Here is a 19,170-nt window from a genome sequence, read left to right as displayed (position 1 = left end):
TCTACAATAGGAGCTTTTTTTATTTCTGTAAATAAAAATGTTCATTTTTTCAACTTATGGTATTTTTATCCATGCATGCAAGACCAATGGGTCTGACCCCCGTGTTTATGAAATAGAATTTAATACGTTCATAAGTACTTTCTTAAATCCTTCTCTATTAACGGCTTCACATACACGGACATTTGGCTTTTTGCCGCTACGGTTATTGATATCAACTATATTATGTCCTCTAGTTAGCTCCCCTTTTGTTTCGATATCCACATAATAATGTGTGGAAGCTGTCATCAATTCTTCATTCGCAGCGATGGCCACCAATAACGTGTCCGGATGTGTCGTTCCATTAAGTCGGTGAACTTTTTTATTGAAATCTTTTACTACCTTATTTATTTTTATAAAAAAGTCGGAACCTGCTGTAGATAATTGTTCAATATCTTTGTGATCATCGTCATCCATAATGGAGTATTCGGTACACATATCCCAACCAACCATTGTAATAGGAATACCCGAATGTAATACCAACCTTGCTGCTTCCGGATCAACATAAAAGTTATATTCTGCTGCTGGGGTGATATTTCCCAATGAATTATTAATTCCACCCATGATATAAATATGAGGAATCGCCTTAACAATTGTCGGATCTTTCTTTATAGCCATCGCAATATTCGTTAATGGCGCAATAGCTAATAACGATATCTCCCCAGGATTTGCTTTTACCTTCTCAATAATGAAGTCAACGGCATGTCCTGTCTCCGGTCTTTGGGTCGCCTTTTCGAAAAAAGCATCCCCCATGCCATCACGACCATGAACTTCTTCAACCGTTGTATGATGTTCATCTCCAGAAGCGATAATTGGCCCTTCATACCCTTTATATACGGGTACATATTCCTTAGGATTCGCAACTTGGATTGTATAAAGCGCGTTTTCTACTTCTTGATCGAAGTCGACATTACCACCAGTAATGGTAACACCCTCCACCTTAAAATGGTGAAGTGCAGTTAAAATGGCAATGGTATCGTCTCCAGCTGTATCCGTATCAATAATTACTCGTCGTAACATATTCACCTCATTTAATTTGTCTTGCAAGTTCAGTTTCTTCTTAAAGAGCGAAGAGGTCTGTCTCGATTTACATTATATACTAATTTTATTGTTCGCACATTTTCCGATACATTGTTTTTTAAAAATTCCATAGAAGAATGAAAGGAAGTTGCTGAATAAGTTAATTTAAATTGATGCAAAGGCATGGGAAATGAAATTGGGAGTTACATAGAAATAGAAAAAGGCACAATGAGAATTATGTCACTCATTGTGCCTTCTATCATGTAAAGTTTCCAATTATTTGCTGCCCGCACCACCTATGTGTCAACTTCCTCGAATGAAACACGAGAACCGTCCCCATGTGTCAAAGCTTAAATTGTCGTACTAATCCGTTTAGTTCTTCTGCGAGTTTGGCTAGTTCGTTTGCGCTTCCGGCTACTTCTTCCATTGAGCTGCTTGTTTGTTGAGAGGATGCTGATGTTTGCTCGATGCCTGCTGCAGATTCCTCGGAAACAGCTGCAATTTCCTGAATGGAGCGATTCATTACATGACTATTTGAAGCTATTTCAGTTACGTTATTCGTAATGTTTTTAATGCTTTCCACTACTTCTGTTACAGAATCCCGAATACTAGTAAATTTCTCACCTGTTAATCGAATTTGTGTCGTTCCATTTTCAACCTCTTGATAGCCGTTTTGCAAGGAATTTGTAACAACACTAAATTCATTTTGTATGTTATTGACGATGCCTGAAATATCCGTTACTGAATGTGCAACTTGTTCTGCGAGTTTACGAACTTCTTCTGCAACGACAGCAAACCCTTTTCCGTGCTCACCAGCTCTTGCAGCTTCAATTGCCGCATTCAAAGCTAATAAATTTGTCTGATCTGCAATATCCTTGATGACAACAACTAATTTTGAAATTTCTTGTGATTGTGTATCTAAACCTTGTACTTTTTGTACTGCATCTTGCACGATTTCATGAATATTTTCCATCTGATTCATGGAGGAATTCATGAGTTCAGATCCTTCATTTGTGACCTCAAATACTTGAGTGGACTCGTCTTGTACTTGCACTACATTTTCATTCACTTCTTCTATTCTTGCTATATAGGTTGTCATCATTTGGGATAATTCACCTGATTGACTTGCTTGCGTTTCAGAACCGGATGCTAATTCTTCCATTGTAGTAGAAATTTGCTCGGTCCCTGATTGAACTTCATTGGCTGATTGCATTAGTTCTTCACTATGGGTGGACACAGTTGAAGATACATCATTAATCTTCACCATAATGTCACGCATACTTTCGCCCATATCATTAGTGGATGTAACAAGTTGTCCAACTTCATCCCTCAATTTGGTTTCGAGTGGTTCATGATTGAGGTCACCAGTAGCAATTAATTTCATTCGGCTCATGACCGTACGAATTGGTTTGACAATAGTAGATGCTGTAAACATCGCTACGATAATCCCTAAAACGATGACTAGTACGGAAATAATGATGCCAAGCGTTATGGTTAAAGAACCGTTTTCTTTAATTTCATCACCTAATTTTCTAATATCCGTTTCTCTTTTGCTAGATAACTTAAACGAATCAGCCATTAATTCCGTACTAAGAGGTCGTACGGATGTTTGCATGATTTCCATTGCCTTTTCTTTATATCCATTCTCATACGCTGTAAAAACATCTTGGGCAAAAGCGTTCCATTTCGCTCTTTTATCAATCAAGGTTTGTAGTTCTTTAGCGTCACTAAGTTGTAAAGCGCGACCCTCTAATTCCTTATTTAATTCTAAATTAGATTCAAATTCCTTTTTATATTGTGGATCATTGTACAATAAATAACCGCGAACTAGGCTCGTTTTATTAGCTGTGTCTATCGTTAATTGTTCGTCCGTTATTAATAGCGTAAGTTCTTTATCCATTATTTCATTCAGTTCTTTGTTCATATTACTAATTGAATAGATGGTATATGAACTTAGCAGTATGGCTAGTACAATCACGATGGAGAACCCAAATAATATTTTGGTTCGTAGATTTTTAAAGTTTAAAAAGCTGAATAGTTTCTTCATAATTGACCTCTTTCTAGTATGTAAATGATAGTATTTATCTTGGATGTGCTTAGGGTAAAAAAGTTACATCTTCTGAACATTATTTACCTAGGCCTAGATCTATCCTATTCGTGGTAGTTCATTAAGTGAAAATCTTCACATTCAAACTAATAGATAGAGCCTAGAAATTTACACCATATATTTTGTTAAGCTTTATTTTGGCTTATATCATGCCTCATGGATGATTTGATTTAAAGATTATTAAAATGATTACTGTAATAATAAAAATGTCTTCATGACAAAATCTATCTTTTAAAGAAAGTATCAGAATATGTTCCAATCAATAATATGATTATTTAAAAAGGGAATTCGAAAAACCCTTTATACACCATTTTTATACATCATTTTTATCACAAGGGTTGTGTAAAGTCGTTATCATCTTGTTCAATTCCACACAAAAAAGTATGGCATTCTCTCTTTAAGACATACGGGAAAAACTTATTCACTGGCATCAAATATTGTATCCTGCGTAATTCTATAATTTATTACTAATAGGAATGAAAGAATACATGATTGAAAGAATAAATGATGAGTTAATGTTCTACTGATATGGTTATCAGTATCATATCTTTGGAATAGATGAAATTGTTCCGTTGCGATAAGAGGTGTAATTTATTATGTACAGTATGGGTTTTGCGACTCTCCTTAGTTATATGTTAAAAAATATATGGTAGGATATACTAAATAAAATTGAAGTCAAATAATCAACACATGTGACTTAAAGGAGACCTTCACTTCCAAACATCTCTACCAAGTTGGCGAACATTAAGATAGTACTTTTTACCTATTTTCAAGACACTATTATGATACGCCAACTTTATCAAAAACGCAAGATGAGTGAAACATGGGTGAAACATGGGGACGGTTCTCGTGTTTCATGGTTTTGAGAAAAATAGGTTGGTTATTTATGGCAATAGTTGCACTTTTATTTTGTTGTTGCGGATGATGGGTGGAGCTTTTTGATTAGAATTAACAAATCGTCGGTTTGAGTACAGTCTTAAACTATCATTTATATACAGTCTGAAAGGGATTTAATTCTTCCATTTTGATACATACACCGTTACAATAGTAACTTTTATTTGAACGTATTTTGAAAAACCCTTTTCTAAATGAACATTGCCCCTAGTAGGTGGCATTTAATGAATGGGACAAGAATCCCCTCACGCCACACTAAGAGAAAGTGAAACACGAGAACCGTCCCGGTGTGTCACGTCCCGGTGTGTCAAATTAATTTAGTGGGTATATCGTTGCTGTTGTGATAATACAATAGTTCTAACAGAATGTGGCTTTTTTTATTTGTTTATGGGGGGATGTTGTGAATGGCTAAGCTGCCAAAAATAGTCATTATTGGTGCGGGTAGTGCGATTTTTGGTTTGAGCATGTTAAAGGATGCATTTTCAACAAAGTCATTATGGGGGAGTGAACTCGTTTTAGTAGATATAAATGAAGCAGCAGTAAAAAGGATGGCCTCGGCTGCACAAAAGATGAATGATGCATTGGGTGCGGAATACAATATTTTGTATACAACAAATCGAAAAGAAGTATTACCCGGTGCAGATTTTGTTATTTTATCCGTTGCGATAGATCGGGTTAAAATGTGGAAGCAAGATTTTGCGATTCCGAAAAAATATGGGATTAACCATGTGCTTGGGGAAAATGTGGGCCCTGGTGCGGTGTTTCATACAATGCGAAATATACCAATCATATTAGAAATTTGTCGTGATATGGAGGAACTTTGCCCAGATGCGTTGCTCATTAATTTTACGAATCCCGAAAGCCGACTTTGCATTGCGATTAATAAATATACGAATGTGAAAGTAGTTGGCCTATGTCACCAAATAAAAGCAGGAATAGAAATTGTTTCTACGATTACGAATATCGATAAAGCGCACATTGACGTAAAAGCATGGGGAATAAATCATTTTACTTGGATGGTGGATATAAGGGATAAGCTCACAGGTGAAGATTTATATCCCTTATTTCGTGAGAAGGAGAGAACGTATGATCCGGAATATGCAAAGCTGTCGCGATTTATTTTTCGGCAATATGGACTTTTTCCTACATCTGGTGATGGTCATCTTGGTGAATTTTTCCCGTATGCGCATGAAATGATTCCCGCGGATGGTTACGATTTTGTAGCGTATGAGAAAAGGAGGAAAGATGTAGTTGAAGTATTAGATGGTATCATAAATGGGGAGGTACCAATTGATGAAAAATTGATTGTTCCTTCTGGGGAAAATGCCTTTATGATTATAAATGGGATGACACATCATACAAATGAATGCATTGTTTCTGTCAATATTTTAAATGACGGCCTTATCGCAAATTTACCTGGAGACGCAGTAGTGGAAGTTCCGGCAGTTGTAAGTGGATTAGGTATTCATGGGTTAGCTGGGGGTGCACTTCCGCGGGGGATTGCGGCTTTATGTAAACAACAAATCGATATTCAACATCTCGTTGTGGATGCTGGGGTATTCGGTGATGATCAATTAGTGGTGCAAGCTTTATTGACTGATCCGAACATTCCAAGTGCAAAAGCGGCCCTCCAAATTTATGAAGAATTGATGCAGATTAACAAACCGTACTTACCACAGTTTCCCAATTAACTATTCTCTTATCTAGCGTATTAGAAGTTGGATACAATAATATAATTTTTGCGAAATTTAGTATTCTATTACATAAAGTGAAACATGACAATCGCCAGGGGAAGTGGAACATTGCGAATTGAAACTTCGCTTTATGGCAGATGCAAGATAAGACATTGCAATATAGGGAGCAAATAATGATAGCTAACAAATTTTAACAAGTATTTGAAGTAGTAAAATTGACTATTATAGACTCACTTTACCCAAATCATGATGTACATGCGGACCACGATGCTTTATCCTCAGCAACTCTTTCAGCTGTATGAAAACTTCTAGAAATCCAACGACCACCGATTCACTTTATGAAAATCATGAAGGAACAAGTAGAAAGTTGGTGGATTTGATTTCACAATTGATATTTCCACATATTTAACCCGAAAATCAACTACCTTACGTGCACATCCATCACTCCTAAATTAAATCCTTGATTAATTATTTAAAGAAAAGAATAAAAGATAGTCCATGTAAAAATGAAAATACTCATTGTGGAGGAATTTTGAAAAGGAAATACAAAAGTTCACTGCCGTACGCAAACAATTCTCCAAAATTGAATGATTGTATAGGGGTTAGAAGAAAGTGTAAAGAAGAATCGAGATAATAGGAAGATATCATTGCGGGGGTTATTGAGAAAACTCGCCATATGATGTTTGAGAACACGATAAGAGTTGTGACAAGAAGGTTAAGTCATTTTTACAATTTAATAGAGGGGGAAAGACGATGAGGATTTGTAGATTTGCGTTCGTGTTCGTATTAACCGGCGTTTTGGTTTTGGTCGGTTGTAGTAGCAACAAGGACGGGAAAAATGCAGACCAAGTAACGATTACGTATTGGCAATACACATTTCCATCGAAAGTAGAGGAGATTGATAGGCTCATAGAAAAGTTTGAGGCAGAGAACCCGGATATTAAAGTAGTTGCCCAAGATTTCCCGTATGACCAGTATAATGACAAAATTACAGCTGCGATGCATGCGAATAAAGCGCCGGATATTTTAAATATTTATTATGGTTGGATACCTAACTTTGTCAAACAAGGGTATATTCAACCGATTCCAGAGGATTTCATGAGTACAGCGGAAATTGAAGATTATTATGTGCCCATGATTCAAACATCTAAATACGAAGATAAGTATTACACAATCCCTATCGCAGTGCGCTCTTTAGCTTTATTTTGGAATAAGGAATTGTTTGAAGAAGCAGGTTTAGACCCAGAAGCTCCACCAGAAACATGGGATGAACTTGTTGATATGGGGAAGAAGATGACAATTCGCGATGGTGATGATCGCTATGAACAGGCAGGTTTTGCCTGGAATATTGCAGCGCAAGGGCAACACGTTATTCCGCAAGTATTATTACGTCAATGGGGAGTTGAGCCGTACAGTGAAGATCAACGTACTGTTCAATGGAATTCAAAACCTGAAGCGGTTGAAGCTTTTAAATTTTGGATGGATATGACAACAGAACATAAAATAGGTGATGCCGATTTTATGGAAACACCAGTTACAAGTTTTAGTTCAGGGCGAACCGCAATGGTGATTGACGGATCATTTAACATTGCAGCCTATAAGGAAAATAATGATTTTGAATGGGGTGTAACAACATTACCTGTCCGTGAAAAAGGTGGTCTAGAATCGAACTTTGGATCCTATTGGACAAATGCAATTACAAAAGATGTAAGTGGTGAAAAATTAGAAGCAAGTCAGAAATTCCTCGAGTTTTTAATCTCTGAGGAAACTCAAAAAGGTTGGTTAGAAAACGTCGGTGAATTACCAGCAGCAGCATCTTTAGCAGACGACGAGGAAATTTCAAGTGATCCAATCTATGCGCCATTTATAGAAGGACTAGAAAAAGCACACGCGACACCTTTTGTTCACGAAGAAAAAGAACGAGATATCGTCATCCATGCCACAGACAAAATATTATTGGAAAATGCCGATATCGAAGAAGCATTTAATCAAATGGTAGAAGAGCTGCAAGAAGTACGGGATGAGTTCTATGGAGAATGATTAGGCAGATAGTAAGGAGTTAGGTGTTGTGGAATGGGAATTGGGGTAGAATACCCAGCCGCGGTAGAAGATTGTCCATCTATGGTAGAAGTTTCGGAAATCGTGGTAGAAGATTGCTTATCTATGGTAGAAGTTGCTGGAATCGTGGTAGAAGCTTGCACATCTATGGTAGAAGTTGCTGAAATCATGGTAGAAGATTGCACATCTATGGTAGAAGTTTCGGAAATCGTGGTAGAAGATTGTCCATCTATGGTAGAAGTTTCGGAAATCGTGGTAGAAGATTGCTTATCTATGGTAGAAGTTGCTGGAATCGTGGTAGAAGCTTGCACATCTATGGTAGAAGTTGCTGAAATCATGGTAGAAGCTTGCACATCTATGGTAGAAGTTTCGGAAATCGTGGTAGAAGCCCGCTCCCACAAGCCAAACTACAAGCGTTCGATGGGATTGGGGAGTTTCTGCTGGAAAAAACCTGCCCTTGCTGAATTCAACTATCAATCTGCAGGTGAGATGCGAGTATCCCTGCTGAATGAGATTTGGCTTGAATATTTTCATATTAAGCAAGCTGAGCGTCTCATAGTGACAATCGAACGCTCAGCTTTTTTGAAAGGAGGATATTGTGAGTAAACATAAAGGTGGATCACTTCGCCGTGTTTCAATAAAGTTGCGGTCGAGACAGGCGCTAACGGCTTATGCATTTTTAATTATTCCACTCTTGTTTTTTGTTGGCATTCGCATATTTCCAACGTTGTATGCATTTGCGATGTCATTTACGGTAATTGGAGAAGAAGGCAGGTCATTAGGAAATTATATGACCATGCTGCAAGATGCGGAGTTTAAAAGATCACTATTAAATACGTTCTTATATTTTATTGTTACTGTACCGATTCAGCTTACGCTAGGATTGTTAATTGCGTTAGCGATTGATAGAGTAAACCGGTTTAGTTGGTTTTATCGGATCATGTTTTTCTTGCCTTATATGACATCAATTGTTGCGGTGAGCTGGGTTTGGCGCTTGCTTTATGACCCGCATAATGGTGTGTTAAATCAGGTATTAAAATGGTTGCATTTGCCACAACAAGACTGGTTATCGGATCCAAAGCTTGCACTATTATGTGTGAGCGCAATGTTAATTTGGCAAATGGTAGGGTTTTCTATGTTGATTTTTTTAGCCGGTTTAAAAGGAATTCCGAAACAATTTTATGAGGCTGCTAAAATTGACGGTGCGAATAAATGGAGGATGTTCTGGGGAATTACGTTTCCGTTATTAAATCCAACAATTGTATTTTTAACGGTAATTGGTGCTATACAGACGTTGCAAATATTTACACAAATTGTAAATTTAACTGGCGGAAGTTCTGGCTCGTTAGGAGGGCCTTTGAATAGTACATCAAGTATAGCGGTTTACATGTATAAGCAAGGATTTAGAGATTATAATTTAGAATACGCGTCTGCCATTACGGTTGTGTTATTCCTATTAATTTTAATCGTTACGCTCATTCAGTTGAGGGTTTTAAATAAAAGCTATGAATTATAGGGGGGAATCCATGACAAAACGTGTGAAATTGTCCAATCTCTTTATTCATTTGTTACTTTGGATTGGCATAATTATTGTAGCTTTTCCGTTTGTATGGATGATCCTTTCATCCTTTAAAAGTTTACCAGATTTTTATAAGTTCTCTTTTCTGCCTAAAAAGATAGATTTTTCATCATATGCATTTATATTTAACAAAACGGAATATGTGAGATGGTATGCAAATAGCTTTGTTGTAGCGGTTACTGTTACGATTACGAATTTGCTTTTCTGTGCATTAATCGGATTCACATTTGCTAAGTATAACTTTCCCGCCAAGAGGCTCATTTTCATTCTCATTTTAAGTACGATGATGATTCCAACAGAAATGCTTGTTATTCCTTGGTATGTGTTAAGCAGTGAATTAAGTTGGATTGATACATATTGGGGCATTATGTTCCCCGGTATTATCGAGGCATTCGGCGTATTTTTAATGCGACAATTTATGTCGGGCGTGCCAAACGATATGTTGGATGCTGCACGCATTGACGGAATGGGTGAATTTAAAATCTGGTGGAAAATTGCGATGCCACAAGTAAAGCCAGCATTATCTGCATTAGGAATTTTAACATTTCTAGGTAATTGGAACGCTTATTTATGGCCAGTTATCGTGACCACAACAAGTGATATGCGAACATTACCGGTTGGTATTTCATTGTACGGCACCTCTGATGCAGGTGGAATCCAGTGGAATACGATTATGGGAATGAGCACATTAGCCGTCATCCCAATGGTCATTGTATTTCTGATATTCCAAACCCGCATAGTAGAAGGAATCTCATTAACAGGCGGGAAATGAAACATGGGGACGGTTCTCGTGTTTCATTTGGTGGTGAGTAAAGTATGGCGAATCATAAATTTGGGGTCTGACCCCAATTAAAGCTCAATCATAAAGCAGTCCTAATTATATAGGTCTGTTTTTTTTGCTTGTGTGGATGTTACGTGTCTGAGAGATTTTGGTAGGTGCCCGAGTATAACCTAAGTGAATGAGGGATTCATTACATAGTATCTGAAGCCACTTCAAGAATTTGAGAATATGCTTGGAAAGTAAGAACTTGCAAAAGCCGATTAGTTCAACTAATAATCAGCAGGTAATTTGGAAAAACCCCCAAACCCCCAAACCCCCAAACCCCCAAACCCCCAAACCCCCAAACCCCCATCGATTCAATATTTCTATATAAATCCAAATAAAAAGCGTGTGCACGATGTATCCACTGTGCATGATAAAGAAATGGAAAGGGATACGAAATGTACGTACCTTAATGATAAAATCGTATTGACCTGTACGTATAAGTTGTGTAATATATATTTGAAAGCGCTTTTTTAATAATGATGATTATAAAGTTAGTGAAGGTCGGTGCAATTGTTAACCGTGAAAATCAAAAATTAAAATCAAAAATTAAAATTCAAATGAAGGATGCTATAGGGTGATCTAAGTAATGTTGCATTGAAAGCTACTTATAATAATGGAGTTGAAAGGGTGGTTAAAGATGCTTGGGGACTTAAAAAGGGAAGTGTACGAGGCTAATATGCTTCTTCCGAAGAACAATTTAATTACTTTTACGTGGGGTAATGTTAGTGGGATTGATAGAGAAAACGGATATATCGTGATAAAACCTAGTGGTGTAGAGTATGAGCAATTATCACCAGAAAATATGGTGGTTGTGGATTTGGAGGGAAAAAAGGTTGAAGGTGACTTGAATCCATCTAGTGATACAGCGACACATGTTGAGTTGTATAAAGCATTTTCAAATATAAAAGGAATTGTACATACTCATTCCCCATGGGCAGTCTCCTTTGCACAAGCTGGGAGAGATATTCCAGCAGCGGGAACTACCCAAGCTGATTATTTTTATGGTTCTATTCCTGTCACAAGACAAATGAAAAAAGAGGAAATAGAAGATGAATATGAGAAGCAAACGGGGTCAGTAATAATCGAAACTTTTAAAAAGCGTCAAATTAATCCAAATCAAGTACCGGGTGTATTAGTAAATGACCATGGTCCATTTACGTGGGGCGATTCCCCTGCGAGCGCTGTCTATCATGCTGTTGTATTAGAACGTGTGGCGGAAATGACTTACCATACGATGCAAATCAATCCAACTAGTATTGAGATGAGCCAAGACTTGCTAGATAAACACTATTTAAGAAAACATGGCAAAAATGCTTATTACGGTCAAAAGTAAAATTATAAATGAAGGGAAGTGTTTGCATGTTGAAAATTGGAGAGAGAGAATTTTGGTTTGTAGTAGGGAGTCAACATTTATATGGGGAAGAAACCTTGAGAGAAGTACGTGAACACGCAATAATAATGGCGGATGAATTAAATAATCATGGGAATTTACCATATCGGCTTGTTTTTAAAGAAGTTGTTACAACGTCAGACGAGATTAAAGCTGTAATGAAAGAAGTTAATTACCAGGACAAAGTAGCGGGTGTTATTACATGGATGCATACCTTTTCTCCAGCAAAAATGTGGATAGCAGGAACGAAACTGCTACAAAAACCATTGCTTCATTTAGCAACGCAGTTCAATAAAGAAATACCTTGGGAAAATATAGATATGGATTTTATGAACTTGAACCAAAGTGCTCACGGAGACAGAGAATATGGCTTCATTAATGCCCGTTTAAAGAAAAATAATAAAATTGTTGTCGGGCATTGGTCCAATGAAACTACTAAAAAGGAAGTTTCGGAGTGGATGGTTTCTGCTGTTGGATTTACGGAGAGTCAAAATATTAAGGTGGCTCGTTTTGGAGACAATATGCGGAATGTTGCTGTAACAGAAGGCGACAAAGTGGAGGCCGCCATACAATTTGGCTGGACTGTGGATTATTACGGTATCGGTGATTTAGTAGAAGAGATGTCCAAAGTGACTGACGAAGAAATTCAAATAACTTTTGAAGAATGCCGGTTATTATATGAATTTGATTATGCTGACAACGATACATACTATTTTGAGGGGCAAGTAAAAGAACAAATTAAAATTGAAATAGCATTAAGAAGATTTTTGCAGGCAGGTGGATATACAGCTTTTACAACTAATTTTGAAGACTTGCACGGGATGAAGCAACTTCCAGGGATGGCTGTTCAAAGATTGAATGCAGAAGGATATGGATTTGCAGGAGAAGGGGATTGGAAGACTGCTGCATTGGATAGGTTGATGAAAATTATGTCCAAGAATGTAGCAACTGGTTTCATGGAAGATTATACGTACAATTTAGTTGAGGAAAATGAATATATTTTACAATCGCACATGTTAGAAGTTGATCCAACAATGGCGGAGACAAAACCTCGTGTTGTCGTACAACCATTAGGGATAGGTGGTAAGGAGGATCCTGCACGTTTAGTATTTGATGGAAAGGCAGGACAGGGTGTAGTTGTATCCATGCTTGACTTAGGTACCCATTATCGTCTCATGATTAATAAGGTGGAAGCAGAAATACCAAATTCTGAAGCTCCGAAATTACCAGTAGCACGCGTAATATGGAGACCTTATCCAAACTTCAAAGAAGGCATAACGCGATGGATTGAAGCAGGTGGTGGCCATCACACTGTTGTTTCCCTTGCTCTTTCTGTTGAACAAATGAAGGATTGGGCTAAAATGGTAGATCTTGAGTATGTTGTCATCGAGTAAAGCTATTCGTATTAGGAGTCTTCTGTAACATTAATTATAGAATGCTCCTTTTTTATAAGGCTTTTTACAGTGGTGTTGATTCATAATAAGTTTTTTTAAATCATTTGAGGGGATGAAAACATGGACCAGAGATTGTTAGACTTGGAGAAAACTACCCTAGGGATTGAGCTTGGTTCGACACGGATTAAGGCAGTATTAATTGGGCCAGACCATGTAACGATAGCAAGTGGTGAATCCAATTGGGAAAATCGCTTTGAGGATGGGGTGTGGACGTACCATTTAGATGATGTTTGGACAGGTGTGCAAGCGGCGTATCGTCAATTGTCCCATAATGTGAAAAGGAATTATGGTATAGCCTTATCTAAAGTAGGGGCAATGGGATTTTCCGCAATGATGCATGGTTATCTACCATTTGATGCAACAGGTAAACAACTGACCGCTTTTCGAACATGGAGAAATACTACGACTGAAAAGGCAGCAGAATCGTTAACATCATTATTCCAGTTTAATATACCGCAACGCTGGAGTATAGCCCATCTTTATCAAGCAATGATAGATAAGGAAGAGCATGTAAATGATATTGATTTTTTAACAACTTTAGCTGGTTATATACATTGGAAATTGACTGGAGAAAAAGTTCTCGGTGTAGGAGAAGCATCTGGGATGTTTCCTATTGATAGTGATACTGGTGATTATAACCGTCACATGATGGAAAAATTCAATGATTTAACGAAGCATGATGGATACCAATGGAAGTTGGAAAACATTTTACCCAAAGTCCTAACTGCAGGAGACCATGCCGGTATGTTAACGGAAGTGGGAGCAAAATTGTTGGACCCAACAGGCATATTGCAAGCAGGGATTCCAATTTGTCCACCTGAGGGAGATGCTGGAACCGGTATGGTGGCGACTAACAGCGTGGTGGAGCGTACAGGTAATGTTTCGGCTGGAACTTCTATTTTTTCCATGATTGTTTTGGAAAAAGCTCTTTCCAATTATTATACGGAAATAGATATGGTGACGACGCCAACAGGGAAACCAGTAGCGATGGTTCATTGCAACAATTTTACATCTGATATCAATGCTTGGACTAGTTTATTTGCAGAAGTTTTGCAGGCACACGGAACAGATGTGGATATGGGTGAGTTATACGCTATTCTGTTTAAGAAAGCTTTAGAAGCAGAAGAGGATGTAGGCGGTTTAGTTAGTTGTAATTACTATGCTGGAGAGCCTATTACAAGATTTGAAGAGGGACGTCCATTACTAGTAAGAATGCCAGATAGTAAATTGACTTTGCCGAACTTCATGCGATCTCAAATTTATGCCGCTTTGGCAACATTAAAAATTGGGATGGATTTACTTACTGAAGAAGAAAAGGTACACGTGGATTACATGCTAGGTCATGGTGGCTTTTTTAAAACTGAAAAAGTTGGGCAACAATTCATGGCGGATGCGGTCGGGATTCCTATTGCTGTAATGAATACAGCTGGAGAAGGCGGCCCGTGGGGTATGGCAATCCTTGCAGCATACGCGGTAAATAAAAAATTCAATCAAACATTGGAAGAATATCTTGCAAATGAAGTATTTGCAAAGGGAAAAATGAAGATGCTAAAACCAACAAGGGAAGGTAAACGTAGTTTTTCAACTTATATGGATCGTTACCAATCGATTCTCAAAGTCGAACGTACTGCTATTGATGCCCTGCAATGATTTTTCCCCGTTTTGTTAGAGCTAAATCATTCATAACTATTCAAAGTGGTGGAGACAGCTGTTATACATAGTAGAAAATGACGATGTGTAATAATTTGTCTTGGCATCAAGCATGTTTACTCTATTCTACTAGTTAGTTGGAGGAAATTAGGGGAAATTGTGAAGCTGTTTATAGATGTTTGGTAATAACAGTAAAATTCCTTAATGAATCAAGTGAATATTTACGGTCTAATGGATGTAATGTATGTTAAACTTAACATATACTAATATGTTTTTGGTTTAGTTCTAACAATTGATATAAGGTGTAAAAATTATCATTAAACCTTTTGTATAAAAGAATATGTAAATGTGCGTGTTTGCGAGGAAGGTGCCGAAGTGACAACAAAGTATAGCATGGTAAAAAATGCAATTAAATCTAGGATAATTGATGGGACATACGTACCACATCAAAAGATTAGTTCAGAAAGTGAATTAATGAGTGAATTTGGTGTGAGTCGACATACAGTGCGACTTGCAATTGGTGATTTAGTAACGAAAGGGTTGCTATATCGAGAACAGGGGTCAGGTACATTTTGTGCTGATAGATCAAGTCAAAATATGAATCAAGGGAATCAAAAGAGCATCGCCATTATAACAACTTATATTTCAGATTATATATTCCCTTCCATTATTCGGGGAGCAGAAGCCCGTTTAAGTGAAGAAGGATACCAGGTAAGCATTTTTAGCACAAATAATCAGCATGAAAATGAAAAGCGTATTTTGGAAAAAATATTAACACAATTTTTTGATGGGGTCATTGTGGAGCCAACGAAAAGTGCATACGCAAATCCAAATATAAGTTATTATTTGAACTTGGAACATCTATCGATTCCTTATATTATGATTAATGCTTATTATGATGAACTAGAGCCGATAAACGTTGTGATGGATGATGAAAAGGGAGGATTTTTACAGGCGGAGCATCTGATAAAATTAGGCCATCGAGATATTATAGGATGTTTTAAAACCGATGACGCACAAGGAACTAAGAGGATGAGGGGATTTTTAAAAGCACATAGGCAAAATAGAATTCCAATTAATCCTGGGAATATTATTACCTACACAACAGAAGAAAAAGACGAAATCTTTCTTGAAAAACTTGATAGGTTGTTGTCTAATACAGCCAAGATCCCAACTGGATTAATTTGTTATAATGATGAATTAGCCTTAAAAATACTTGATATATTAAGAAAAAAAGATATACGTATACCCGATGATTTATCAATAGTGGGCTACGATGATTCGTTTTTAGCTGAGATATCAGAGGTGAAGCTCACTTCTATAGTCCATCCTAAAAGTAAATTAGGTGAGGCAGCAGCCAATAAAATAATTGAACTAATCAATTTGAAGAATGATAATAAAAGTGCAGAGGCGAATAGTATGAGCTCCATTGTATTTGAACCTAAACTTCAAATTAGATCTTCTACAAAAAAGCTGAATGAGACAGAGGCATTGACATAAAAAATCCATCTAGTTTAAAGGTGGATTTTTTTTGTTTAAATATTTTAAAATCCTTATTGCATTATATTCTGAACTGATTTATAATAATTGTACGTACAAGATTATCGAGTAAACATGGAATGATGTACGAACCATTTATGTGGACGTTGATACAGGGTACATATTTTTTTGAAATTATATGAAAGCGCTATCTAAATTATAGCGGAAATAATCCTGTATACAAAAAAATAATTAATTAATAGGGGGAAAGATGATGATGAAGAAAGTAGGTTGGCTTTTATCTGTTGTATTTCTTGTATTTGCGCTGGTAGGCTGTAGTGGCAACACAAGTGGGGATGGAAAAGACGGGGGCAAGTCGCAAACTGTTGGATTAGCTATGCCAACTAAATCCTCTGAAAGATGGGTAAAAGATGGCGACAATATGAAGAAAGAATTTGAAGCACTCGGGTATAAAGTAGATTTACAATATGCGGAAGATGTAGTAGAAAACCAAGTTTCACAAATAGAAAATATGATAACGAAAGGTGTAGACATTCTTGTAATTGCTTCAATTGATGGAGAAGCACTTACAGACGTATTGGAAAAAGCAAAAAACCAGGATATACCAGTAATTGCATATGATCGCCTCATTATGAACAGTGATCATGTAAGTTATTATGCAACTTTCGATAATTTCCAAGTAGGTGTATTACAAGGTAAGTATATTGAGGAAAAGTTAGGTTTAGAAGATGAGGATGGGCCATTTCATATTGAATTATTTGCAGGTTCACCGGATGATAATAATGCTTACTTTTTCTGGGATGGCGCGATGTCAATCCTACAGCCATATATTGATGAAGGAAAATTAGTAGTGAAAAGTGGCCAAATGAGTTTCGAACAAGGAGCAACACTTCGTTGGGATGGGGCAAAAGCGCAAGAACGGATGGATAACTTATTAAGTGCGCATTATTCAGATGAAAAAATTGATGTTGTATATTCACCGTTTGATGGGATTAGTCGTGGTGTAATTTCATCATTGAAAGCTGTAGGATATGGAACAGGAAACAATCCAATGCCTATTGTAACGGGACAAGATGCTGAATTATCTTCCATTAAATCTATTATTGCTGGAGAACAAACGCAGACAATATTTAAAGATACTAGAGATTTAGCGAAGAAGGCAGTTAATATGGCAGACTCTGTACTTAAAGGTGAGGAGCCTGATGTGAATGATACTGAAACCTATGATAATGGAGAAAGAGTTGTTCCATCATATTTGATTGAACCAGTATCTGTTGATATTGACGACTACAAAGAAAAACTTGTTGATACGGGATACTTTACAGAAGAGGAATTACAGTAAGAAAAGAGGTTGGAATTTAGGATGATTTAGCATGTTAACTTGTTAAGTCATCCTCCTTATTTTAACTTTAAGGGTGTGATAATCATGGTTCGAACAATATTGGAGATGAAACAAATCACAAAGACATTCCCGGGTGTGAAAGCTTTAGAAAACGTTAATCTAAAAGTTCAAGAAGGGGAAATTCATGCACTTATAGGAGAAAACGGAGCTGGAAAATCGACATTAATGAAAGTGCTTAGCGGTGTTCATCCACATGGTACATATGAAGGGGATATCGTTTTTCAAAATAACCCATGTAAATTTAAAGATATCAATGATAGTGAGAGTCAAGGAATCGTTATTGTCCATCAAGAACTTGCACTCATACCAGAATTATCAATTGCAGAAAATATTTTCTTAGGGAATGAGCAAGCGAAAAATGGAGTTATAAATTGGAATGAAACTATCGTACAAACGAGGGAATTACTGAAAAAGGTAGGATTAAACATAGATCCCCAAGAAAAGGTTAAAAATATAGGGGTAGGTCAGCAGCAATTAGTAGAAATTGCAAAGGCACTTTCAAAAAGGGTTAAACTATTAATTTTGGACGAACCGACGGCAGCCTTGAATGAAGAAGATAGTGAGAATCTATTAAACTTGTTATTAGAGTTTAAGAAACAAGGAATTACCTCAATCCTTATCTCTCATAAATTAAAGGAGCTATTTAAAGTCTCTGATAGCATAACTGTTTTGCGCGATGGTCAAACCATACATTCATATGCTATAAAAGCAGATCAAGTAACCGAAAACCAAATTATTAAAGATATGGTTGGTCGAGATTTGAAAAATTTATTTCCAGAACGAACTCCTAATATTGTAAATGAAGTTGTTTTTGAAATAAAAAACTGGAATGTCTATCATCCGCTTGATCAAGAGCGCCAAATATTGCATGACGTCAATATAAAAGTAAAGCGTGGGGAAATCATTGGTATAGCTGGATTGATGGGAGCAGGTAGAACTGAACTTGCGATGAGTGTCTTTGGTAAGTCATATGGGAAAAAGATAACCGGTCAGCTCTATAAAGATGGGAAAGAAGTAACTTTTAAAAATGTTAATCAAGCAATTAAACATGGTGTTGCCTATGTTTCTGAAAACAGAAAGGAATATGGTTTAGTATTGATTGATAGTATTAAAAATAACCTTTCCTTAGCAAACTTAAAGGAAGTATCCAATAAAAATATATTAAATACAAGTAAAGAAGTTGTAGAAGCTGAACAATTAAAATCAAAGATAAACATAAAGGCTCCTCATATCCAACAAAAGACTATTAATCTTAGTGGTGGTAACCAGCAAAAAGTAGTATTGGGAAAATGGATTTTTACTAATCCAGATATTTTGATATTGGATGAGCCGACACGTGGAATTGATGTGGGTGCAAAATTCGAAATATATAAAATAATAAACGAACTTGCTGAACAAGGAAAAAGTATTATGATGATTTCATCTGAATTACCGGAATTAATCGGCATGTGTGATCGGATTTATACCCTTAGCGAAGGAAAAATCACAGGGGATATTGAAAAGTGTGATGTAAATCAAGAAATACTTATGAAGTACATGACGCAAAGTAGGGGGTAAATA

At 36.8% G+C, this 19,170-nt stretch carries 13 protein-coding genes; 11 read left to right on the top strand and 2 right to left on the bottom strand.

Annotation, left to right across the window (positions count from 1 at the left end; all coding sequences use genetic code 11):
• Nucleotides 1-105: 105 nt before the first annotated feature.
• Both ACFFIS_RS18165 and ACFFIS_RS18160 read right to left on the bottom strand, forming a co-directional pair.
• The gene (locus ACFFIS_RS18165) at nt 106-1,056 is read right to left on the bottom strand and encodes a nucleoside hydrolase (protein ID WP_390188668.1); all 951 of its coding nucleotides are present in this window, start codon (nt 1,054-1,056) and stop codon (nt 106-108) included.
• A gap of 343 nt (nt 1,057-1,399) precedes the next feature.
• Nucleotides 1,400-3,103, bottom strand: coding sequence for a methyl-accepting chemotaxis protein (locus ACFFIS_RS18160; RefSeq protein ID WP_390188666.1), 1,704 nt, complete (start codon nt 3,101-3,103; stop codon nt 1,400-1,402).
• 1,358 nt (nt 3,104-4,461) lie between these two features.
• On the opposite strand from ACFFIS_RS18160, the gene ACFFIS_RS18155 reads away from it, so the two are divergent.
• From ACFFIS_RS18155 to mmsA, 11 genes are all read left to right on the top strand, one after another.
• The gene (locus ACFFIS_RS18155) at nt 4,462-5,748 is read left to right on the top strand and encodes a family 4 glycosyl hydrolase (protein ID WP_390188664.1); all 1,287 of its coding nucleotides are present in this window, start codon (nt 4,462-4,464) and stop codon (nt 5,746-5,748) included.
• Between the two features lie 756 nt (nt 5,749-6,504).
• The gene (locus ACFFIS_RS18150; protein WP_390188662.1) at nt 6,505-7,791 is read left to right on the top strand and encodes an extracellular solute-binding protein; all 1,287 of its coding nucleotides are present in this window, start codon (nt 6,505-6,507) and stop codon (nt 7,789-7,791) included.
• 33 nt (nt 7,792-7,824) lie between these two features.
• Nucleotides 7,825-8,415 carry a hypothetical protein gene (locus ACFFIS_RS18145; protein ID WP_390188660.1) on the top strand — a complete coding sequence of 197 codons (591 nt, stop codon included), beginning with the start codon at nt 7,825-7,827 and terminating at the stop codon, nt 8,413-8,415.
• Nucleotides 8,408-9,325, top strand: coding sequence for a carbohydrate ABC transporter permease (locus ACFFIS_RS18140; protein ID WP_390188658.1), 918 nt, complete (start codon nt 8,408-8,410; stop codon nt 9,323-9,325). Before ACFFIS_RS18145 ends, ACFFIS_RS18140 begins: the two co-directional genes overlap by 8 nt.
• 10 nt (nt 9,326-9,335) lie before the next feature.
• Entirely contained in the window at nt 9,336-10,160 is an 825-nt protein-coding gene (locus tag ACFFIS_RS18135; RefSeq protein ID WP_390188656.1) for a carbohydrate ABC transporter permease, read from the top strand.
• Between the two features lie 691 nt (nt 10,161-10,851).
• Nucleotides 10,852-11,547, top strand: coding sequence for an L-ribulose-5-phosphate 4-epimerase (locus tag ACFFIS_RS18130; RefSeq protein ID WP_320380061.1), 696 nt, complete (start codon nt 10,852-10,854; stop codon nt 11,545-11,547).
• A gap of 26 nt (nt 11,548-11,573) precedes the next feature.
• On the top strand, nt 11,574-12,998 hold the full coding sequence (gene araA, locus ACFFIS_RS18125; protein ID WP_320380060.1) for an L-arabinose isomerase: 1,425 nt from the start codon (nt 11,574-11,576) through the stop codon (nt 12,996-12,998).
• Nucleotides 12,999-13,118: 120 nt separating this feature from the next.
• Nucleotides 13,119-14,708: a xylulokinase gene (locus tag ACFFIS_RS18120; protein WP_390188655.1), complete on the top strand. Its 1,590-nt coding sequence runs from the start codon at nt 13,119-13,121 to the stop codon at nt 14,706-14,708.
• Nucleotides 14,709-15,083: 375 nt separating this feature from the next.
• A complete protein-coding gene (locus ACFFIS_RS18115; protein ID WP_390188654.1) occupies nt 15,084-16,208 on the top strand; it encodes a GntR family transcriptional regulator in 1,125 nt (374 codons plus the stop codon).
• Between the two features lie 256 nt (nt 16,209-16,464).
• Nucleotides 16,465-17,550 (top strand): multiple monosaccharide ABC transporter substrate-binding protein, encoded by a 1,086-nt coding sequence (gene chvE / locus ACFFIS_RS18110; protein ID WP_390188680.1) that lies wholly within the window; start codon nt 16,465-16,467, stop codon nt 17,548-17,550.
• An 84-nt stretch (nt 17,551-17,634) separates the two neighbouring features.
• Complete coding sequence (gene mmsA, locus ACFFIS_RS18105) at nt 17,635-19,167, top strand: multiple monosaccharide ABC transporter ATP-binding protein (RefSeq protein ID WP_390188652.1); 1,533 nt, start codon at nt 17,635-17,637, stop codon at nt 19,165-19,167.
• Nucleotides 19,168-19,170 lie beyond the last annotated feature (3 nt).

The organism is Paracerasibacillus soli, assembly GCF_042432965.1.
Lineage (GTDB): Bacteria > Bacillota > Bacilli > Bacillales > Amphibacillaceae > Paracerasibacillus > Paracerasibacillus soli.
Note: the sequence above shows the minus strand (reverse complement) of the source record. Positions and strands in the feature narration are given on the sequence as shown.